General features: G+C 32.5%; 23 protein-coding genes. 4 read left to right on the top strand and 19 right to left on the bottom strand.

Features of this window, described 5'->3' with window-relative positions:
* Window positions 1-29: 29 nt before the first annotated feature.
* Window positions 30-803, top strand: coding sequence for a tetratricopeptide repeat protein (locus DESAMIL20_RS00695; protein ID WP_143340210.1), 774 nt, complete (start codon window positions 30-32; stop codon window positions 801-803).
* Here the strand turns inward: DESAMIL20_RS00695 and DESAMIL20_RS00690 are convergent.
* The 12 genes from DESAMIL20_RS00690 to DESAMIL20_RS00635 all read right to left on the bottom strand — a co-directional run bounded on the left by DESAMIL20_RS00690 (window position 763) and on the right by DESAMIL20_RS00635 (window position 14,025).
* Window positions 763-2,196, bottom strand: coding sequence for a ComEC/Rec2 family competence protein (locus tag DESAMIL20_RS00690; protein ID WP_086032959.1), 1,434 nt, complete (start codon window positions 2,194-2,196; stop codon window positions 763-765). The two genes, DESAMIL20_RS00695 and DESAMIL20_RS00690, sit on opposite strands and share 41 nt — an antisense overlap.
* Complete coding sequence (gene amrB, locus DESAMIL20_RS00685) at window positions 2,193-2,984, bottom strand: AmmeMemoRadiSam system protein B (protein ID WP_086032958.1); 792 nt, start codon at window positions 2,982-2,984, stop codon at window positions 2,193-2,195. Before amrB ends, DESAMIL20_RS00690 begins: the two co-directional genes overlap by 4 nt.
* Window positions 2,977-3,240: a hypothetical protein gene (locus DESAMIL20_RS00680; RefSeq protein ID WP_086032957.1), complete on the bottom strand. Its 264-nt coding sequence runs from the start codon at window positions 3,238-3,240 to the stop codon at window positions 2,977-2,979. The genes amrB and DESAMIL20_RS00680 overlap by 8 nt, the downstream gene beginning before the upstream one ends.
* 14 nt (window positions 3,241-3,254) lie before the next feature.
* Entirely contained in the window at window positions 3,255-5,834 is a 2,580-nt protein-coding gene (alaS, locus tag DESAMIL20_RS00675) for an alanine--tRNA ligase (protein ID WP_086032956.1), read from the bottom strand.
* Window positions 5,831-6,244 carry a regulatory protein RecX gene (locus tag DESAMIL20_RS00670; RefSeq protein ID WP_086032955.1) on the bottom strand — a complete coding sequence of 138 codons (414 nt, stop codon included), beginning with the start codon at window positions 6,242-6,244 and terminating at the stop codon, window positions 5,831-5,833. Before DESAMIL20_RS00670 ends, alaS begins: the two co-directional genes overlap by 4 nt.
* Entirely contained in the window at window positions 6,245-7,315 is a 1,071-nt protein-coding gene (locus tag DESAMIL20_RS00665; RefSeq protein ID WP_086032954.1) for a type IV pilus twitching motility protein PilT, read from the bottom strand.
* Complete coding sequence (gene recA, locus DESAMIL20_RS00660; protein ID WP_086032953.1) at window positions 7,302-8,318, bottom strand: recombinase RecA; 1,017 nt, start codon at window positions 8,316-8,318, stop codon at window positions 7,302-7,304. Before recA ends, DESAMIL20_RS00665 begins: the two co-directional genes overlap by 14 nt.
* 74 nt (window positions 8,319-8,392) lie before the next feature.
* Window positions 8,393-10,147: an acetate--CoA ligase gene (locus tag DESAMIL20_RS00655; protein WP_086032952.1), complete on the bottom strand. Its 1,755-nt coding sequence runs from the start codon at window positions 10,145-10,147 to the stop codon at window positions 8,393-8,395.
* 72 nt (window positions 10,148-10,219) lie between these two features.
* Entirely contained in the window at window positions 10,220-11,317 is a 1,098-nt protein-coding gene (locus DESAMIL20_RS00650) for a polysaccharide deacetylase family protein (protein ID WP_086032951.1), read from the bottom strand.
* Window positions 11,310-12,260 carry a glycosyltransferase family 9 protein gene (locus tag DESAMIL20_RS00645; RefSeq protein WP_086032950.1) on the bottom strand — a complete coding sequence of 317 codons (951 nt, stop codon included), beginning with the start codon at window positions 12,258-12,260 and terminating at the stop codon, window positions 11,310-11,312. The genes DESAMIL20_RS00650 and DESAMIL20_RS00645 overlap by 8 nt, the downstream gene beginning before the upstream one ends.
* The gene (waaF, locus tag DESAMIL20_RS00640) at window positions 12,260-13,285 is read right to left on the bottom strand and encodes a lipopolysaccharide heptosyltransferase II (protein WP_086032949.1); all 1,026 of its coding nucleotides are present in this window, start codon (window positions 13,283-13,285) and stop codon (window positions 12,260-12,262) included. Before waaF ends, DESAMIL20_RS00645 begins: the two co-directional genes overlap by 1 nt.
* A complete protein-coding gene (locus DESAMIL20_RS00635) occupies window positions 13,282-14,025 on the bottom strand; it encodes a glutaredoxin domain-containing protein (protein WP_143340209.1) in 744 nt (247 codons plus the stop codon). Before DESAMIL20_RS00635 ends, waaF begins: the two co-directional genes overlap by 4 nt.
* An 81-nt stretch (window positions 14,026-14,106) precedes the next feature.
* Between DESAMIL20_RS00635 and DESAMIL20_RS00630 the strand changes: the two genes are divergently transcribed.
* The 3 genes from DESAMIL20_RS00630 to minE are packed head-to-tail and all read left to right on the top strand — an operon-like array spanning window position 14,107 to window position 15,790.
* Window positions 14,107-14,748 (top strand): septum site-determining protein MinC, encoded by a 642-nt coding sequence (locus DESAMIL20_RS00630; protein ID WP_086032947.1) that lies wholly within the window; start codon window positions 14,107-14,109, stop codon window positions 14,746-14,748.
* Window positions 14,749-14,752: 4 nt separating this feature from the next.
* Window positions 14,753-15,547, top strand: coding sequence for a septum site-determining protein MinD (gene minD / locus DESAMIL20_RS00625; protein ID WP_086032946.1), 795 nt, complete (start codon window positions 14,753-14,755; stop codon window positions 15,545-15,547).
* Window positions 15,548-15,550: 3 nt separating this feature from the next.
* A complete protein-coding gene (gene minE / locus DESAMIL20_RS00620; RefSeq protein WP_086032945.1) occupies window positions 15,551-15,790 on the top strand; it encodes a cell division topological specificity factor MinE in 240 nt (79 codons plus the stop codon).
* A 4-nt stretch (window positions 15,791-15,794) separates the two neighbouring features.
* On the opposite strand, the gene DESAMIL20_RS00615 is transcribed toward minE, so the two are convergent.
* The 7 genes from DESAMIL20_RS00615 to fabK are packed head-to-tail and all read right to left on the bottom strand — an operon-like array spanning window position 15,795 to window position 21,954.
* On the bottom strand, window positions 15,795-17,192 hold the full coding sequence (locus DESAMIL20_RS00615) for a tRNA nucleotidyltransferase/poly(A) polymerase-related protein (protein ID WP_086032944.1): 1,398 nt from the start codon (window positions 17,190-17,192) through the stop codon (window positions 15,795-15,797).
* Window positions 17,189-17,833, bottom strand: coding sequence for an HAD-IA family hydrolase (locus DESAMIL20_RS00610; protein WP_086032943.1), 645 nt, complete (start codon window positions 17,831-17,833; stop codon window positions 17,189-17,191). The genes DESAMIL20_RS00615 and DESAMIL20_RS00610 overlap by 4 nt, the downstream gene beginning before the upstream one ends.
* Window positions 17,826-19,067, bottom strand: coding sequence for a beta-ketoacyl-ACP synthase II (gene fabF, locus DESAMIL20_RS00605; RefSeq protein WP_086032942.1), 1,242 nt, complete (start codon window positions 19,065-19,067; stop codon window positions 17,826-17,828). Before fabF ends, DESAMIL20_RS00610 begins: the two co-directional genes overlap by 8 nt.
* A gap of 2 nt (window positions 19,068-19,069) precedes the next feature.
* Window positions 19,070-19,309, bottom strand: a complete 240-nt coding sequence (acpP, locus tag DESAMIL20_RS00600) for an acyl carrier protein (protein ID WP_086032941.1) — start codon at window positions 19,307-19,309, stop codon at window positions 19,070-19,072.
* A 27-nt stretch (window positions 19,310-19,336) separates the two neighbouring features.
* Window positions 19,337-20,080, bottom strand: a complete 744-nt coding sequence (fabG, locus tag DESAMIL20_RS00595) for a 3-oxoacyl-[acyl-carrier-protein] reductase (RefSeq protein ID WP_086032940.1) — start codon at window positions 20,078-20,080, stop codon at window positions 19,337-19,339.
* Window positions 20,070-21,008, bottom strand: coding sequence for an ACP S-malonyltransferase (gene fabD, locus DESAMIL20_RS00590; RefSeq protein ID WP_086032939.1), 939 nt, complete (start codon window positions 21,006-21,008; stop codon window positions 20,070-20,072). Before fabD ends, fabG begins: the two co-directional genes overlap by 11 nt.
* Before the next feature lies 1 nt (window position 21,009).
* A complete protein-coding gene (gene fabK / locus DESAMIL20_RS00585) occupies window positions 21,010-21,954 on the bottom strand; it encodes an enoyl-[acyl-carrier-protein] reductase FabK (RefSeq protein WP_086032938.1) in 945 nt (314 codons plus the stop codon).
* Window positions 21,955-21,959: the final 5 nt, after the last annotated feature.

Below are 21,959 nucleotides of genomic sequence, written 5' to 3'. Positions count from 1 at the left end.
ACAATTCAACTATAATTTACAATCAGAATATGAAAAGATTTGTAATTGTTCTAATTTTGCTATTGAGTTTTTCCATAGTATCGTGCCAAAGTATGCAAACAGGTGCTAACCAAAGCAATATAAGCAAAACAGCCCAGATATACTACGAAATGGCAAAAAATATTATTACCAATAAGGATTATTCAAGATTGCCAGAAGCTTTCTCTTATCTTGATAAAGCAAGACAAATCGAACCTTCGAACCCAAATATTTACTTTATTTATGCACTTGCCTATAGGCTAAAAAAGGATGACAATACTGCAAAACAATACTTGGATAAAACTACCAGCTTAGACAAAAATTATTATGATGCATACAATGAATTGGGCGTAATATACTATGATGAAAAAGAATACTCAAAAGCTAAAGAATTATTTGATAAACTAATTAATACATTGACTTATTCTAATGTAGACGTTGCTTATTATAATAGAGCTATACTGTATATAAAGCTAAATGAGAGTCCCAAAGCTATAAACGACTTGCAAAGCGCAATAATGTACTCAGATTATAAAAATCCTCTATATTGGCACAAATTAATAGAAGTTTATTTTTATGAAAAAGATTACCAAAAAGCGCTTCTAGTTATTCAGGATATGGAAAGCCACTTAGGTCCATCAGATTACATTAATTACACAAAAGCATTGTGTTACTATCATTTAGGATTATTTGATCAAGCAAAAGATTCTCTATCCAAAATTGCAAATACAGATAATTATTATACTATCGAGAAAGATCTGCTTTTAAAGAAAATGCAGCATTGAATTTATAGATTAAAAATTCCAACACTGCTATGCCAGCAAGATACAATGTTACTACAAATATACTACCAATTTGAGTTGTATGTATTATTCTTGCTGCATCACTTAAAAAAATTAATATTTGAAAATAAATTTTTATTGCAAAATCAAATAACAAAAAAAATGGCCATTTAATATAATACGGCAAAAACGTAAAAAATACGCTCAAAAATGATAAAGGCATAATTAAAAAACCAAAGTATGGATCCAGTATCAAATTTGAAACAAAACTGGTGGTTGAGATATACCCGAAGTAGTGCAAAGAAAGCGGAATTGAAAATATGCTCATAAATATACTAAAAAAGAGAAAAGCGTAAAATTTTTTTAACCTTAAACGAGAAACTACATTTGCAAAGTATATAGCAAAGAAAGTCATAACAAAAGACAAAACAAAGGAAATATCACTAAAAACTTCAAAGCCAAAAAAAATAAAAAATGCGCAAGCCACAAAAAAAAGGATATTATAGGCATTTTTCTGCCACCCAAATATAATTGAAAAAACAAACAAAAGCATCATAATAAAAGATCTTACAGCTGGTATTTCAAGGCCGCTAATATTAAAATATAGTAGGGTAAATACTATACCTCCAAGTGAAGCTAGTATTTTAAGATTATACTTATTATAAAATAACTTTAGGTTTGAAAAAAATTTAAAAAACAAAAGGTAAAATATAGCAAAAGCAAAACTCATATGAACACCAGAAACACTTAAAATATGTACGGTCTGCGTCTTTTTAAAATAATCTATGATCGGTGATATGCGTTTAGTATCACCAAAAACAGCAGCCTCTATTAACCTATCGTGTGGGTCTTTTAGAAAATAATAGTTTTCTCTAATAATTTTTCTTCTAAAGTTGTCCAATATGGTGCCTGTTGATAAGCATTTAGCATAATAAGCAAAACCATAATAATAAACATTTTTGCTTTTTAAATAATCCCTAAAACCATCATCTTTTAGACCATCAATGCTTTTTAACTTAGCAAAAAATAGATAATACCCGCTATCATTTATTGTGTATTTTTTAGGCACATACAAAAAAACTTTTTTTGAGCTATCACTTTTTGCAATAACACCTAAGAATCTACTTTGTTCTTTTACTGATATTATATGGGCTTTAAACTCGCTATCTTGTTCAAAATTTTGTGGAATTTTTTCGCTTTTGTATAATAGCAAAACTAAAAATACTAGAATTACAGATAATAAAACAAGTTTTATTCTAAAGATAGCTAATGCAAAAACTGTAAAACTAAAAAACAATAATGGACTTTTTTCGCTAAAAAAATAGACGCTTAAAATCCCGCTGAGTACAAAAGCAAATGGATATTCATGTAAAACTTTTAAAATTATTGACTTCATTGAATAATGATGCTTGCATAACCTACAGTTTGCTCTCTTGCTCCATTAACATCAAAACTGGTCTTGTGTTCTATCAATTTTGCTTTTTTAGCACCTAATTTAAGACTCGCTATTAAAGCAACATAAGCTATATTGGCACCACACATTGAAATATCGTTTTTATTAATAGTGCCAATGAATTCTTCCGGATTAAGCGAAAGTATTTTTTCTATAGCCAAATTATCTTTATGTAATGTAGTATCCTGGTCTTCATAATGATTAAAATCACTACTAACTATAATTAAAGCATTTTTATCATCTAAAGCTTTAGCTAATGCATTGCCTAGGTTGTTTAAGTAGTCTAAATCAAATGTTCCAACAATAATGGGCACAATACAAAAGCTTGATTGGTTTGTAAACTGTATAAATGGTAATTGTACTTCAATGCTGTGTTCTTTTAAGTGAGCAAGATAATCTTTTTTTGCTACAGGATTTCTTGTAATCTCGTTTATAATTGACTCACATGGCTCAACCTTGCCAAGTGGTGTTTCATATATACCATCAAATACAGATACATACCCACCTAAGCCTGTATGGTTTGGTCCTAAAATCACGTAAATATCGTATTGCTCAATTATGCTATAGACTTTTGCTGCTATATAACCACTGTAAACATACCCAGCATGAGGCACAATAATGCATTTTGGTTTTACTGTTGGTATATAGTTAACTACGCTGTCTAAATACTCATTGAGTTCTTTTTTGTCTGCCGGATAAAAATATCCAGCGGCTACAGGCTTTCTATTCATTTTTAAAATTTTTAAGTTCTTGCTTTAATTTTTCAATATCATCTTTTGTAGCAATCCCAACTTTAGAAAAAAACTCATTCAACGATTCAGAAACAATTTTATCAATATCTTCTTTCTTTTTTGTAACCTCAGAGTTTATATATTCACCTACATTTTTTTCTTTCAAAATATTTTTACCATCTTCAATTGTTTTTGATACCTTTTGATTGATATTATAAACCAAACCTACGCCTGCATAAAATAAATCTTTAAACATATCAACCTCCTTCTTTAGATATAGAGAGATTCATCAAAAATCGCATTTGCATTGAATTTATCAGAATTTACTCCTGCTTGAGCATAAAGCTCTTTTCCACCACCTTTTGCTCCAAATTTATTACAAATCTTTTTAACAATGTCATTTGCTTTAAAATAATTTTTACAATTACCACTTATCATACATACAATATAAACCTTTTCTTCAAATTTTCCATACAAAACCACAACTGCATCTTTAACAGTATTTTTTATTGTATCACCATATTTTTTTAGTGTTTCAATGTCTCCATCCAAAAAATCAATGTAAAAATTACATTCACCAATTTTTTTTAACTTTGATTGATTAAATTCAAACCTAAACAATTTTAGAGTTTCTTTTGCAGGTTGCTTTAGATCGACAATTCTTTTTGGCAACTCATCGATGTTGGTTGATAATTCTTTTAAAACTAAATTTAGTGTTTTTTCAAGCTTTATAACATAATCGTATGCTGCCATGCCTACTTTTGCTTCTATTCTTCTTACACCTTTAGATAGCGCTTCTTCAGAGATAATTTTAAAAAAGCCTATTTCACCTGTGTTTTTCACATGCGTGCCACCGCACAGCTCTTTGCTTACACCCTCAATCTCAACTACGCGCACAAGCTCATCGTACTTTTCGGTGAATATTGCGATGGCACCAGACTCAATAGCATCTTTTATTTTCATAATATTAGTTTTAACTGGATAAGCTTCCTGTATCCATACGTTTACCATGATTTCTATATCTCTAATCTCTTCATCTGTAAGTTTTGAATTGTGTGTAAAATCAAACCTGAGTCTATCTGGTTCAACTAGAGAACCTGCTTGCTTTATATTGTTTCCCAGTTTTTTAATGAGCGCAGAATCAAGCAAATGTACTGCGCTATGATGGCGTGCCGTATCTTTCCTGCGCGCGGTATTAATACTTAGTGTATATTTGTTGTCTTTTTTGAACTCGCCTTCTAGGATTTTAACTTTGTGAACAAAATACTTATTTAAATGTTTAAACACATCTTCAACAAAAGCTTTTAAATTATCTGAGTGTATATACCCGCTGTCGGCTACCTGTCCGCCACTATTCGCATAAAATGGTGTTTTATCAAAGACAAAATATGCACTATCACCTTCTTTAACAACATTGACATTTTTTAAATCCATATCTAAAATAGATAGCAGCGATCCTTGTTCTTCAAATTTATCGTAGCCTACAAATTCAGTTTGTTTCAAATCTTTCAATGCTAAGCCTAGAGTGTCTTTTAAATCAACGCCAATGCTTAGAGTGGATTTTGATCGTTGTCTTTGCATTTCTAAATGTTTGTTAAAACCTTCAAGATCAACAAAAATATTTTGCTCTTTGGCAATATCAAGCGTCAAATCAATAGGAAAGCCGTATGTGTCATAAAGTTTAAAAGCTTTTTGTCCATCTAAAATGTTGTCTGCTTTATCAACAAGTTTATCAAATAAAGCAAGACCCTCTTCTAATGTCGTTAAAAATTGTTCCTCTTCTTGCTTTATAGTGTTTTTAACAAAAATTTCATTTTGAATAATCTCTGGATAAATATCACCTAGCGATCTATTAACACTATCTACAAGCTTATATAAAAACGGATCTTTTGTACCTAATTTTGCTCCATACCTCATAGCCCTTCTTATTATTTTCCTTAATACATAGCCCCTACCTTCTTTATCTGGCAACACCCCATCTGATATCAAAAAATCCATAGCTCTCAAATGATCTGCAATTACTCTAAGCGAAACATCTGCGCTTTCATTATGTTTGTATTCCACAGAAAAATAATTGCATATATCGTTTATAATAGGCACAAAAAGGTCTGTGTCAAAGTTACTGTAAACACTTTCTAAAATTGCACTTACTCTCTCAAGGCCCATACCTGTATCTATACTTGGTTTAGGAAGAGGCGTCAATTTACCATCAGTAGATCTATTAAATTGCATAAAAACTAAATTCCAGATCTCTAAAAATCTATCACAATCACATTCAATTGAGCACTCAGGCCTTTTACAACCTACGTCTTTACCTTGATCTATGTGAATTTCAGAACATGGCCCGCAAGGACCAGTATCGCCCATTGACCAAAAATTATCTTTCTCACCCATCCTTATTATGCGAGAAGTATCTATCCCTTCTTGTTTGTGCCATATATCAAACGCCTCATCATCTTCTTTAAATATTGTTATCCATAGTTTTTCTTTTGGTAAACCATACACATCCGTTACCAAGTCCCATGCATAATGTATAGCTTCTTTTTTAAAATAATCTCCAAAAGAAAAGTTTCCCAGCATCTCAAAAAATGTATGGTGTCTTGCAGTGTAGCCAACATTTTCTAAATCATTGTGCTTACCACCTGCCCTTACGCATTTTTGCGAAGAACATGCACGTTTATATTCTCTTTTTTCATTACCTAAAAAAACATTTTTAAATTGCACCATGCCTGCGTTAGTAAATAGCAATGTAGAATCATCTTGTGGTACCAAAGAAGAGCTTTTTACCCTTTTGTGGTAATTTTTTTCATAATACTCTAAAAACGTTTCTCTTACAATTTTTGAGTTCATAGCTTATCCTCGTATTTATAAATTAAATTTTTTACGTCATTGCTATCAAATCCTCTGTTAACTAAAAACATATATATTTTTTGTTTCTTATTATCGCCTTTTATTTTTTGAATTTTTTTTAAGAAAATCTCTTCTATCTTATCGTTTGAAAATTCTAAACTATTCAATACCTCTTCACCTATGCCTTTATTCTTTAGCTGGAACAAAATTTTGTACTTTCCATAGCCTTCGTTTTGCTTTTTATTTTTATAGTCCATTGCATATTCTAAGTCATTTATATAATTAAGCTCTTTTAATCGGTTAATTATTGGTTTTAAATTAAAGCCTTTTTTTTCTAGCTTATCCTGTAGCTCTTTGGCAGTGTATCGTTTTTTTGCTATTAGACTAAATGCGTAATCTAGCCCATCCACTTAATAAATGCCTTTAAATTTTAAAGATAAGTCGTTTGGATTATTTGCAAACTCAAGTGCACTCTCAAGACTAATTAACCCATTATTGTAAAGCTCAATTAACGAATAATCAAATGTGCGCATACCTTGTGTGCCTAAAATTAATGCTTTTGATAAATCAGAACTCTTTTGAGGATCTAAAATCGCATCTCTTACAAAATCGGTACCTAAAAGTATCTCTGTAGCTACAACTCTGTCTTTATCTTTTGATATGCTTTTTATTAATCTTTGTGAGATAACAGCTTGAAGTATATTTGACAATTGGCTTCTAATTTGTTTTTGGTCTTTGTAATCAAATGTTGACACAATTCTATTTACAGTTTCTACAGCATTTAACGTATGAAGCGTTGATAAAACTAAATGCCCGGTTTCTGCTGCTTCAAGTGCTATTTTAATGGTTTCTTGATCTCGCATTTCTCCAACCATAATGACATCTGGATCTTCTCTTAAAGCACCTCTTAGCCCCCATGCAAAATTAATACAATCAAACTCAACCTGTCTTTGAATAACTATACTCTTCTTATCATGGAAAATATACTCGATTGGGTCTTCTATAGTAATAATATTTTTTGCTTTTTGTTCGTTGATTAAATCAATCATAGAGGCAAGTGTAGTAGATTTTCCACTGCCAGTTACACCGGTTATTAAAACCAAACCTCTGGGTTTTAGTGCAATTTCTCTTACAATTTCTGGTAAACCCAATTCTTCAAGTGTAGGTATTTTATAAGGCAAAAACCTAAATACAGCAGCGAAAACGCTACGCTGAAAAAAAATATTAACCCTAAATCTACCAATACCTTCTACACCAAAACCTAAATCAATCTGCCTGTTTTTTATAAGTTTGTCCATTTGGTAGCTCGTTAAATCAAGAGTGCCCAAAGTAGTTTCGAAATCATTTGCAGAAATCACATCAAAATTGCTTTCCTGGATACCACCAGCTATTCTATACTTCGGTTTGGTACCCACCTTTAAGTGAATATCTGACGCTTTGTGTTCTATTGCATCTTTTAAGATTTCTTTAATCTGTGCCATCTTCTTTCTTTTGTGTATAACAATTCAATTTAGTTTTGATCTCATCAATAAGTGCCTTTAGTAACTCAGGATTATCTTTTAAAAAATCCCTTGCATTATCTCTGCCTTGGCCTAAGCGTTGATTCTGGTAGGCAAACCAAGATCCGCTTTTTTCTATAATATCGTGGTTTACGGCTAAATCAAGCGCATCACCAATATAATCTATACCTTTACCATATATTATATCTACTTCAGCTTCTTTAAATGGCGGTGCGACTTTATTTTTAACAATCTTAACTTTTGTGCGATTACCCACAATGTCTTGACCTTGTTTTATATTATTGATTTTTCTGATATCAATTCTAACGGAAGCATAAAATTTCAGTGCATTACCACCTGTTGTGGTTTCTGGGTTGCCAAACATAACGCCAATTTTGCTTCTAATTTGATTTAAAAAAATTATAGCAGTGTTAGTCTTGCTAATTGCACCCGTTAGCTTTCTTAAGGCCTGACTCATTAGCCTAGCCTGTAAACCCATATGAGCATCACCCATGTCTCCTTCTATTTCAGCTTGAGGGACTAAAGCTGCAACTGAGTCAAGCACAATAATATCCACCGCATTACTTCTAACAAGCGTGTCTATAATTTCAAGTGCCTGCTCACCTGAATCTGGCTGACTAATGAGCAAATTATCTACATCTACACCCAAATTTTTTGCATATTCAACATCCAGCGCATGCTCTGCGTCGACAAACGCTGCAATACCACCCTCTTTTTGAGCATTGGCAACACAGTGCAAAGCAAGAGTGGTTTTACCGCTTGACTCTGGGCCGTAAATTTCTGTAACCCTGCCTCTTGGAATACCACACACACCAATTGCATAATCTATAGATAACGAGCCGGTTGGTATAACATCTATCTTAATAGTTTCATGCTCACCTAATTTCATTAATGAGCCTTTTCCAAACCGTTTTTCAATGCTTGATATGGCAACTTTTAGTGATTCTAGTTTTTTTTCATCCATAAAATCTCCCTTTTTTTATTTTACTAAATTTATAAACAATTTTCAATTTATCTAAAAATCAAAGCTAATAGAGTTTATCTTCTGATATTCAACTCATCTGCAAAATCAGCTTCTCTAAACTCAAATTCACCTCTTGTACCTTTTGTTTTCAACTCTTGATCATAGGCTTTCAGATCCTTTCTTATTACTTTTGCACTAATTGTTTTAGGGAAAGCACTCATAAACTCTATAACCCTTGGTCTTTTATATGGCGCCATATGGTCTCTTATAAATCTAAAAATATCCAAAGCCATCTCTTTTGATACTATGTAATCTGGTTTTAGCACTATAAAAGCTTTTGGAATAATTCTATCCTTTTCATCTACTGTTGGAATAACACCTACCTCCAATACAGCATGGTGCACCATAATCTCACTTTCTACTTCAAACGGGCTAATTCTATAATCAAGGCTTTTAAATACATCATCGGCTCTGCCAACAAAATAAAAATAGCCATCCTCATCAACTGATGCAACATCACCTGTAAGGTAATAACCACCTTTGAAAATCATTGCATTTCTTTCGTGATCCCCAAGTGCTGTTAGCAATCCAAGAGGCTTTATAGGATAAATTTTAACTGCCAACTGCCCATCTTCTCTAGGTTTTGCCGGATCAAGCAACTCATTTAGAGGCAAAAGCTCATATCCAGGCACAGCTTTACCCATCGAACCTTCCTTGGTCGGCTCACCTATGAAATTTCCTATCATAGCTGGACTTTCTGTTTGACCATAACCTTCCCTCAAATCGAGGTTTAATTTTTCTTTTACTTTTTTTACAATTTCTGGGTTTAATGGCTCCCCTGCACTTACAAGCTGAGTCAATGAAAACTTGTACTGACTCAAGTCTTCAATTAAAAACAACTTCCACACGCTCAAAGGTGCACAAAGCGTTGTAACTTTGTATTTTTCTATTACTGATAAAACTTTTTTAGCATTAAACTGCTTGTATCGATAGGTAAAAATTGTGGCTTGTGCATTCCATGGCGCATAAAGGCTACTCCATGCATGTTTTGCCCAACCAGGCGCACTGATGTTATAATGCACATCACCTTTTTTGCATCCAATCCAATAGGTCGTAGTAAGATGGCCAACTGGATACTGATGCGGATGCATAACTAACTTTGGTTTTGCAGTGGTGCCTGAAGTAAAAAAAGAATACATTTCGTCTGTAGAGTACGTTATAAATGTAGGCACATATTCATCTTTGTACTTATCTACCTCTTTGTAGTTAATCCAAAGAGGCACCTTTTCTTCCTCTTCTCCTAATATAGTATCTAGGGAATCTCCAACATTCACGCGTGCTACTAAATCAAACAATGCTTCTTTTGCTTTCATTACCTTATCTACGTACTCGCTATTAACAAACAGGAATTTAATATTTGCTGATTTTATACGATCTGCTACATCTTCTGGTGGTAACATCGTCGCAGCTGGAATTATGACGCCACCAGCTTTCATCAATCCAAGCAAAATTTCATATAAATACACAGAGTTTTCCATCATTATCATAACTCTATCGCCTTTTTGTAAACCCAAATCTTTAAAAAAGTTCGCAGCCTGATTTGACCTTCTTCGCATTTCATCAAATGTTACTTTTTTTTCTAATCCATTCTCGTCTGCACAAATTAAAGCCAAATCATTATTATCCTTTGCTATATGATCAAAATAATCTAAAGCCCAGTTAAATTTAACCAAATGAGGCCACTTAAATTCCTTTTTACAGGTTTGATAGTCTGGCCCGCTAAGGACAAAATCTCTTAACCTTAAAAACTCAGATAACTCTTCTTTCATAAAAACCCCCCTAGTTAATTAGCGTATATTTAGTGGTAGTATATATAAAAAGTAAAATATGTCAATAAAAAACTACTTTTTTAAATAAGAGTAAATTTTAGCTACAATAGGGCTTGAGTACATCTGCAAGCGCGTTTTGAACCAATTTAAATCGGATTTCCAAACTCTAAATCGTTTAATTTCAAGAACATTTCCACCAATGACATTTGCACCAATTTTCGTTGTAAATAGATACTTAAACCCAACATTTTGAGCTACTTTAATACTAATATTGTCGTATGCGCCCCAAGGCCATGCAAATGAGTAGGTTTTTCTTCTAATTTCTGTTTCAAGCTCACCCTTTGCAAGCTTTAACTCTCCCAAAACTCTTAAGTATCTCTCGTTGTCAGTTTCAAAAACACCGATTTTGCCATTTTCTTTTTTATAACTATCCACAATCTGAGTCAATTTTTTCATATAGTTTTCTTTTTTAAAAAATTCTAAGTAGCCATTATCTAAAACATGCTTATGTAACATATCATTGAGGTCTTTGTCTGGAATAAATTGATTGTAGGCATACTCAGACTTTTTATCAAAATCAAGCGTCCCATAGCGTTTATCACCTGCTACATCGCCAAAAAAAGAAAGCTTTTCTTTTGGTCTATTAAAACCTATTATCTTATCGCTTACATATACTTTTTGGTGCATTTTAGAATGTGGCAAAACCTTAATTATGCCGCTTTTGTCCATAAAGCGCACCTCACTCCAGCATAGTTTGCTTTCTTGTTTATGCCTAAAACCATCAACTAGAGCAAATTGCGCTTCGCATTTTGCCAGCTTTTCTAATGGAATATTACTAGAGTAAACATCATCTAAATTAAAACCTAATGACTCTTCTTCTTCAACATTCCATGTGACCAAAAAAAGCAGTGCTTTAAATCCATATTTTTTAAGCAAAGGATAGGCCCACACCCATGTATCTAAATAGCCATCATCAAAAGTTATAACTACAGCCTTTTGCCAATCTTTTTTGCCATCCATCATGTATTGAGCTAACTCTTCGTCGTCAATGCTTGTATAGCCTTCTTGCTTTAAATACTTAAGCTGAGCCTCAAAAACTTCAGGACTAATAGACAATACATCGTTATCGTAGTTTATGTGGTGGTATAATAAAACTGGCACACTAACCATCTTTTTCCTCCAACAAGCTTTTTACTGCCAAAAATACATCTTCAGGGTTAATATCCCTCATGCACCTAAAGTGACCTAGCCTGCAAACATTGCCTCCGTGCAAATGGCATGGTCTACATTCAAGCTGTTTTTCTATTATAACAGATTTTGTTCTTGGATAAAAACCAAATTCTTTTACCGTTGGACCAAAAATTGCCACTATCGGTACATTACAGGCACTTGCAATGTGCATCAAACCCGAATCGTTTGTAATAAAAATATCACATGAACCTATTTTTTCGACAAGCTGGCTCAGTCTTAAATTACCAACATAATTGGTTATCCTATATGTTAGTTCATCAAAATCTTTTGCAAGCGCTTTTTCATCCTTTGAGCCAAAAATAAAAAAAGATGGGTGAATAAACTCTTTATCTAACAGTACCATTAATTTGGTAAAGTTTTGCGTCTCCCACATTTTGTTTTTCCACGCAGCAAATGGAGCTATTCCGATTGTTAAACCCTCATGTTTTTCCTTTTTGCAAATAAGTTTTGGTAAGCCATCCTTTTTACCTATTAAACCTAAATAATCTTCAATGATATCTTTTTGTTTTTTATTTTTTACAAAACTAAAAGGAAAACGTGATTTATACAATACTTTTAATCTATAGAGTCTATGTTTTGGAGCTTTGTAGATTTTGCCCTTGAGCTTTAGCGCTAAAATTAAACTGCGCCAATTAACTTGCAAATCGTATATTGCATCAAACTTTATATGTTTTATACTGCTTACTTGGCTATACTCTACCACTTTATCAACAAAAGGCATATTATAAAATAAATCAACAAAACTCCCTTTTGTAACATAAAAAATCTTACTTCGAGGGTAAATTTTTTTTAGTTCAACAATAAAAGCAGTGGTTATAACAATATCGCCTAAAGAGCTTAAGCGAATTATGCAAAAATTCATTATAAAAACTCAATAGCTGTTTTAAAAACTTCTTGTGGTCTTATGCGCATCATACACTCAAAGTGAGACTTTTTGCAAGAATTGCTGCCATGCGAACCACAAGGCCTACAATCTAAATCTTTTATCTCAAAAATTGCATTTTTTTCACTGAGCGGATAAAAACCAAATTCTGGCGAAGTGGGACCATAAATCTCAATTGTTGGTATATTGTATGCAGATGCAATATGAACAGGCGCAGAATCGTTTGATATCAATAAATTTGCTTTTGAAATTACAGCAAATAATTCTTTGATGTTTGTTTGACCCATGAGATTTACAATGTTTTTTTTGTTGCTTTTTATGTATTCGCCAATATTAATGTCTTTTTGAGTTCCAATTAATAACACCAAATAACCATTTTGCTCAAGCATTAAAGCCAACTCTTTATAGTACTCTTTTGGCCATCTTTTTGTAGACCAAGCAGAAAGTGGATTTATAACAACAATTTTTTTATTATCATTTACAGAGCAAGCTTCTAATACACCATTTATTAGTTTTTCATCTTCTTTTAAAAAAAACAAATTAATCTTTCTAATAAAATCTCTATCTTCAAAATCCAAAAGCTTGAGTAATGCAAGGTTTTTGTCTATCTGATGTGGACAGCTTTCTACTTCTACATTTATCGTATTTGTATATAAAAATCTTAGTGAAACGCTAGAAGGCGCTATGCGTAACTTAGCTGCGCTAAAATAGCTAATAAGCGCAGTCCTTGCACTAGGATGGTTTGTAATTACACAATCAAAGCCAAAACCTTTTAGAAGCTTAATTTTCTTTATCATGCTAAATACATTGTTTTCCAAACCATGTTTATCATAAAGAATGATTTCACCTATGTTTGAGTTTAGCGTATAAACTTCTTTATTTTGTGGAGTAGTAAGAACTGTAATACTCGCATCTTTATATTTATTTTTTAAAGAATCAATAATTGGTACACTCAAAATGGCATCACCTAAAAATGCTGTCTGAATAAACAGAAATTTTTTCATTTTGTACAATTATCCCCTATTATGCATGTCTGGTTTTTATTAAAGAAATTGTAATTGCTATTTTGGGAGCTTTGCGAAAAATATTTTTGAATATTTTCTTCACCTATAACAAACCTTTTTTGATCTTTTAGGTTTACAAAAAGTACAGGCACTTCATCAATACCAATATTGTTTAAAAAGTTTTTATAATCTTGCGCATCGTATAAATTAACATTTATATGTGAATTCCTTAAAAAGGAAATAGTCTTTTCACAATGGGGGCAGGTTTTCGAGTAAAACAAATCATAACCTTGCCTTAGAGGCGATAAGTTTGGCATAATAAAGAAACCTATACAAAACACGCTCAAAAAACCTAAAATTGCAAAAAACATTGAATAATGTTTTTCTAATAATCGCCAAACCACAATAATTAAAAAAATCAAAAATATTGAAAAACAAAAATAACAAATAACTTTAAGCGAAAAAATTTGAAAAGACAAAAGCAAGCCTTCAGTTGACAATGCAGCTATCAAAATCGCATCAATCAAATAATCTTTAAAATTAAATCTCGACAATTCAAGCAATGTCAGAATAAAAAAAACAATAACACCAGTTAATATTAATACAAACTCGCCATATTTTACATAACTTGCAACAAGCTTGCACGCGTATGCCTCGCATAAACTTTTATGGAAAAAAGCTAAAACCAGCTCTATAAAAGAAAGTACAAAACCCAGTAGGTAAATAGCAATTCTCTTCACAGACACAAAGTATACATGAAGAGTTTTTAATTTTCAATAATTCTTGAAAATATTATTTTTTTATGGTATTTATAAATTAGTATGGAAGGTTTATCAATAAAAGGTAGAAATTATCTAGGATATGAAATCCAGATAGATAACGATAGTTCAGATGAGCAAATAATTGATTTTTTACAAAACCACGTAGTGAAAAACTTTGAGTTATTTAAAAATTCTATATTGACAATTAAATTAGATAGTAAAAGAGAGACTGGTGCTATAATTAATTATCTCAAAAGTCACAATTTGAATATAAGTGCTATTTTTGCTAACAGTGAAAAAATCGAAAATAATATAGAGGTACCTTTATTAAATGAAGTAATAAAGCACCCAAACTCAGTGGTCTTTAAAGGTAATTTGCGCAGTGGCCAAACTCTTGAATCCGACGATAATTTAATTATTATGGGTAATGTAAATAGGGATGCCTATATTTACGCAAAAAAAAATATATTTGTTTTGGGCACATTAGAGGGTGTACCCCACGCAGGTTTTCAAAGTAACAAAGACACATTCGTGTTTGCATTTGAACTTAACAGTCCTCAGATTCGTATATCTGATTTACTAGCCAAAGCACCTGATAAAATCAAAAATGGCTCTAAAAAAGAACCAGAGGTTGCATTTGTTGAAAATTCTCAAATTATTGTACTAGATTATAAAGAATGGCTAAATTACAAAATGGAGTGACTAAATGGGGAAAGTAATTACAATTACATCTGGAAAAGGTGGTGTAGGAAAATCTACCACTAGCGCTAACATTGCACTTGGGCTTGCACTTGCAGGGAAAAAATGCGTTGCAATTGATCTTGATATTGGTCTTAGAAACCTTGATATGATCTTGGGCTTAGAAAACAGAATTGTTTATGATGTAGTAAATGTTATTGAAAATGTAGCTAAAATTAACCAGGCTCTAATTAGGGATAAAAGAACAGAAAATCTATACCTCATAGCAGCAGCCCAAACAAGAGACAAGTCTGCTGTAAAACCCGAACAGGTAGTCAAGTTAACTCAAGAGTTAAAAGAAGAATTTGATTTTATTATTTTAGACTCACCGGCTGGTATCGAAGGTGGATTTAAAAATGCCATGATACCAGCTGATGAAGTATTTATTGTCACAACGCCAGAAATTTCGTCCATTAGAGATGCAGATAGGGTTGTAGGCATACTTGAAGCCAATGAAAAAAGAAATATTAAGCTTATCATAAATAGAATAAACCCACTTCTGGTTAAAAATGGCAACATGTTAAATACAGATGATGTTTTACAGATTTTAAGCATACCGCTTATTGGTATTATACCAGAAGATAAAAATATCATTAGTTATACAAACATGGGCGAGCCCTCGGTACTACACAAAGATAGTCCATCTGGCAAAGCCTACTTTAATGTGGTGAGAAGAATTTTAGGTGACAATATAGATTTCAACGAAATAAAAGAAGAAAAAAAAGGCTTTTTACAAACGATTTTTAGCTTTTTTAGGGATTAAAACATGGGATTGTTAGATTTTTTCACAAAAAGACGAGAATCAGCCAATGTTGCAAAAGATAGACTGCAAATAATTCTTGCACACGAAAGGCAGCTGAACAGCGCCCCATTTGTAGAAGATTTAAGGAAAGACTTAATAGCTGTAATATCAAAATATGTCAAAATTGACCCATCTCGCATAGATGTTAAGTTAGAACGTGATAATCATCTTGAAATACTAGAAATAAATATACCTTTGCGCTAAATTGTCACAAAAACTGTTTTGCAAACTTGACAGCATCGTCTTTTGTTTTAATTTTTTGCAAAAAAACGCTTTTTTTAAGTAGTTTAATAACTGCAGTAAGCTTTTTGTTTTCAACACCTAGATCAATTAGCTCATCTGCTTTTAAAATTTGCGGTACTTTTAAGAAATTTACATATCTTTCGAAGTAAAAACATGTCATATCTTTGAGAAAGTCTATAAATACCTCTCTGTTTATCATTTTGATTTTTCCTTTAGCTAAAGTATCTGCTAAAGCAAAAATCAAAAGATCAACACCATTAATACCGAATTTATCAAAAAAATCGTACAATAATTCATCAGTTAAAGCATTGTTTTTCCAATTTAAAAAAAGTTTAGCAGGTTCTATGTGGTTTAAAATCAAAAATGTTGCAATTTGTGTAATCTTTTTTTGAAAATTGAATTTTTTGGCAAACTTTTGAAAAATTTCTGCACTGTAAATTTCATGATTTTTAAATGAAATTTCATCACCAACCACTTGTTTTACAAACGGCTTTGAGCAATCATGAAACAGTGCAGCTAATTTTAAAGCAATAATTATTTGCTTTCTATTTGCCTTATAATAACCATAATAATGTTCAAAACATTCTTCACCAACTATTCTTTTCATCCTTAAAATCGACCACTCAACAAAATTGTACACACTTAAAGAGTGTGATTTTACATCATATAGATGACTTGAGCTTTGCATGCAGCCATTTTCGTAAGACAATTCTTCGAAAAGCTCATCAAGTAAACCAATCCTATCCATTAATAAAAGATAACTATAGGTATCGTTTATTATAAAAAATTTTTCTAATTCTTGCGTTATCCTATCTTTTGCAACACTGTTAATAAGATAAACAAGGTCTTTAGCTTTTTTTAAAGTGTTTTTTTCTATATCAAACTTTAGTTTGGCAGCAATACGAAACAATCTTATTAGTCGAATTGGGTCTTCCTCAAAAATATAACTATTTGAATATTTAACAATGCGATTTTGAAGATCATCAATGCCTTTTGTGGGATCTATGATATTTTTCGTATCCAGATCCAAAGCAATTGCATTGATAGTAAAATCTCTTCTTTTTAATTCTGACTCTAAATTATTGGGCTCAAACTGGGATAAATCAATTGTGCAATCGTCAAAAACATACCTAAAGACCCTTATTTTTTTTTCAAATAGTATATGTGTTTTGCCGGTTATTTGCGAAAATGTTGCAGCTATATCATCAATTTTATCGCTAATCAAAAAATCAAAATCTGTTGGCTTTTTATTCAAAAGCATATCCCTTATAGCACCGCCAACTAGATATGACTTGACTTTATGGTTATTGCACAAAATTTTTAATTGATTCATATAGGGATATGCTTCAATATCAAAATTCATAAAGCTATATTTAATATATACCGAAATTTATCAAAAATAAAGTCAGGAGTAATTTTTTTTAAAATTGATTCATCTTTATAGCCGAAACTGATCCACCCCATTTGAATATTTGAAGCTTTCGAAGCAAAATAATCATTTTCGCTATCACCCACAAAAAGAGAACTTAATGGATTTATTGCATGTCTTTCAATTAAACTCAAAATAGGCTGAGGATGTGGTTTTTTATTCTCAAAACTGTCTCCGCCAACTATTTCTTCAAAAAAATCGGCAATACCTAACTCATTTAATAATTTTTTGGAAAACTTTTCAAGCTTGTTGCTTACTACAAATAACTTATAGTGTTTTTTTAAAGTCAGTAATGTGGATTTAACACCATCGTAAAGATAACTATCCTCACACACATGATCGTAGTAATATAATAAAAAAATATTTAAAAATTGATTATAATAATCAGGGCAAGCAATTGAGTCTAAATAATCTCTAACTAACCTGTGTATCCCGTTACCCACCAAAGACAAAATATATTCTTTGCTTAAAATTTTTAATTTAAGATTTAAAGCAGTGTAAACCACTGCTTTTCCTAAATCACTTTTTGAATCGACAAGCGTTCCATCTAAATCAAAAAAAATAGCATTATTCATTAAATTTTTTAAACACTAAAACAGCGTTTGCACCACCAAAGCCAAAAGAATTTGACATAACAGCATTTACTTTCTTTTCAATGGACACGTTTGGAACGTAAAACAAATCACATTCTGGATCTGGGTGTTCTAGGTTTATAGTTGGCGGTATAATTGAATTTTCGATTACCATAGCACTAAAAACTGCTTCAATACCACCTGCTGCACCAAGCAAATGCCCTGTCATTGATTTAGTCGAGCTAACAGCCAATTTATACGCATGTTCTTTAAATACAGTTTTAATACTTAACGTTTCTATTTTGTCATTAAAATATGTAGATGTACCGTGAGCATTTATGTAATCAATACTTTCTGGGTTTAGACGAGCGTCATTCAAAGCCATTTGCATAGCATAAATTGCACCTTTGCCTTCTGGATCGGGTGCAGTTATATGATAACCATCATCGCTCATCCCAAAACCCACAAGCTCTGCTAAAATATTTGCATTACGCTTTTTTGCAAACTCGTATTCTTCTAAAACTAGTATACCTGCTCCTTCTCCAACAATAAAACCATCCCTTTTTGAATCGAATGGCCTGGATGCTTTTTGTGGCTCGTCATTTCTAGTTGAGAGTGCTTTCATGTTTTGGAAACCCGCTATTGCAAGAGGCGTAATTGTTGATTCACACCCACCAGCAATCATAACATCTGCATCACCATATATTATGTTTCTAGCTGCAAATCCAATCGCGTGCGTTGCGGAGGCGCATGCTGTAACTGTAGCATAATTTGGGCCCTTTAGTCTATACTTTATAGCAATATTACCTCCAGCCATGTTTATTACGGCTGTGGGTATAAAAAATGGTGATACACCCTTGTAGCCACGTTGCATCAAAGCTTGTTCATATTTTTCTATTGTCCCAAGACCTCCAATACCAGAACCCACACTTACACCACATCTAAATAAATCGAGTTTTTCTAAATCTAGACCAGAATTTTCTATGGCTTCTTGAGCTGCAACTAAAGCATATAGACTAAATAAATCGTACTTTTTAACTTCTTTTTTTTCTACATAATTTTCTGGATTAAAACCTTTAACTTCTGCAGCAATTTTAACTTCAAAATTGGTAGCATCGAACTTTGTAATTTTGTCAATACCACTTACGCCATTTATGGCATTTTTATAACTTTCTTTAGCAGAAAGGCCTATGGGCGATATTATCCCATAGCCTGTTACAACTACCCTCTTTCTCATAATTATTTATTAATATGGCTTTCTACGTAGCTTATTGCGTCTTGGACAGTTAAAATTTTCTCTGCATCTGAATCTGGTATTTCTATACCAAATTTTTCTTCCATAGCCATAACTAATTCTACAGTATCCAAAGAATCTGCCCCAAGATCCTCAATAAACTTTGCCTCTGGCTTAATCTCTTCTTCTTCAACCCCTAGCTGTTCTTTAATGATTTCTTTTACCTGATCTGCAATAGATGACATCTATTATTCCTCCTTGTGCAATTATTTTTAAATACTTAAACCACCGTCTATGTTTATTACTTCACCTGTAATATAGCTAGCTTCTTCACTAAGCAAAAAAGCAACCAGGTTAGCTACATCTTGACCGCTGCCTAGCCTTCTTAGTGCAATTTTATCTGTTAAAAACTTCTTTTGTATTATATTAAGACCATTAGTCATATCAGTTTCAATAAAGCCAGGTGCAACAGCATTCACTCGAATATTTCTTGAGCCCAACTCTTTTGCTAAACTCTTTGTAAAACCTATAATACCGGCTTTTGAAGCGGCATAATTTGATTGGCCCGCATTACCAAAAAGACCTACAATTGAGCTAATATTTACTATCACACCAAACCTTTGTTTCAACATGTATTTTGCAACAATTTTAGAACAATTAAAAGTACCGTATAAGTTTAATCTCACTACCTTATCAAACTCGTCTTCTTTCATTTTTATTATTAAATTATCAGAGACAATACCTGCATTGTTAACAAGGTAATCAATCTTTTTATACTTATCAATGATTTCTTCAAAAGCTTTCTCAACTTCAGCATAATTAGATACATCAAATTTCTTTATCTCGCACTTGCCCTGCTCTTTTTTAATTGATTCGCTAATAGCTATAGCTTTTCCCTCACTTGAATTATAATTTATAATGGCACTTAGGCCTTTTTTTGCAAGTTCTATAGCTATAAACGCCCCAATACCTTTTGAAGCTCCAGTAACAACTACAACATCACCCTTATAACCCATAAACTTCCCTAAATGTATTATAACTTTTTAAATCAAAAATTCCACTAATATTCACATTTTTAACATTTCTCTTTAGCATTAATGACAAAGTATCTTTTGGGCCACATTCAACTATAGACTTTATTGGATATACTAAAGCTTTATTTACATTATCTACCCATCTAACTGGTTTTGCTATTTGCTCAAGTAATGATTGTTTTATTTGATCAGGCGTTTTGATAATGTTTGAATTTACATTTTCGATTATAATTTTATCTACAGGGTTTATTGTAATGCTGTCTAAAACCTTTTGCATTTTTTCTTTGACTGGCTCCATTAATTTGCAATGAAAAGGCGCAGATACATCTAGCATAATTGTTTTGCCTAAATTTCTTTCTCTTATAATTGACTGCAAACCTTCAACACCCTTTTTATAGCCAGAAACTATAATCTGAGTAGGCGCATTGTAGTTTGCAATATCACAGTAAAACTCGCTATCTTTGGAAACGTCTTTGCATAAATTTTCTATTTCTTTTATATTATTGCCTATTACAGCCATCATTGCGCCAATGCCCACACTTACTGCTTCCTGCATGAATTTTCCGCGATTATAAACAGCAAAGACGGCATCTTCTAGGCAAATAGAGCCAGCTGCAACAAGACTTGAGTATTGGCCTAAAGAATGGCCCGCGCTTATTTCAAACTCAAAACCTAATTCGGTTTTTATCAGCTCATATACGGCAATTGAGGATGTTAGTATTGCTGGTTGAGCATTTTGAGTTAATAAAAGTTCATTTGATGGACCATTAAACATCAAATTACTCAAAGAAAAAGACAAGGATTCATCTGCTCTTTTTACCACATTCTTTACAATATCAAAACTATCATAAAGATCTTTTATCATTCCAACAAACTGTGAACCTTGACCTGTAAAAATCAAAAAATCCATTTTAGACTCCAAGCTTGTTTAAATTGCCAAGAGTAACTTTAGCCTGTTTTATTATATCATCTATAATTTCTTTTACAGGTTTAATCTCTTTAACTAAGCCTGAAATCTGACCTGCCATAATACTGCCATTTTCAACATCTCCATCTATTACAGCAATTCGAAGTTTACCAGAACCCAACTTTTCAATTTCCTCTATTGATGCTTCTAGTTTTTCCAGCTTTTCAAACTCTCTTGCAAGTTTATTCCTTATAATTCTAACAGGGTGGCCAGTTGATAATCCGGTAACAACAGTATCACGATCTTTTGCTTTAATTATTGCTTGTTTATAGTTTTCAGAAGCCTGACACTCAATAGATACTATAAACCTCGTGCCAATTTGAACACCTTTTGCACCAAGTGACAATGCAGCTAAAAAGCCTCTTCCATCTGCTATACCACCTGCTGCTATTACAGGTATTTTAACAGCGTCTACAACCTGAGGCAAAAGTGCCATTGTTGTAAGCTCGCCTATGTGTCCACCAGACTCCATACCTTCTGCGACCACTGCTACAGCGCCTATAGACTCCATACGTTTTGCTAATGCCACAGCTCCAACCACGGGTATTACTTTTATATTTGCCTCTGCAAAAGCTTGCATGTATTTGCCAGGGTTTCCAGCACCCGTTGTGACAACTTTTACTTTGTGTTTTATTACTAATCTAACAATCTCTTCAACAAAAGGTGAAAGTAGCATTATATTTACACCAAACGGCTTATCTGTCATCTCTTTTGCAAGTAAAATCTGATTTTCTAACCACTCTGGTGTGGCGTGCCCTGCTGCAATGATACCAAGTGCACCAACCTCGCTCACGCTTGAAGCAAGTTTTGCATCCGAAACCCAAGCCATACCACCTTGGAATATAGGATATTCTATGCCAAGTATATCGCAAATTTCTGTCTTAAACACTAATT

Origin of the sequence: Desulfurella amilsii (genome assembly GCF_002119425.1) — a bacterium.
Taxonomy (GTDB): domain Bacteria; phylum Campylobacterota_A; class Desulfurellia; order Desulfurellales; family Desulfurellaceae; genus Desulfurella; species Desulfurella amilsii.
Note: the sequence above shows the minus strand (reverse complement) of the source record. Positions and strands in the feature narration are given on the sequence as shown.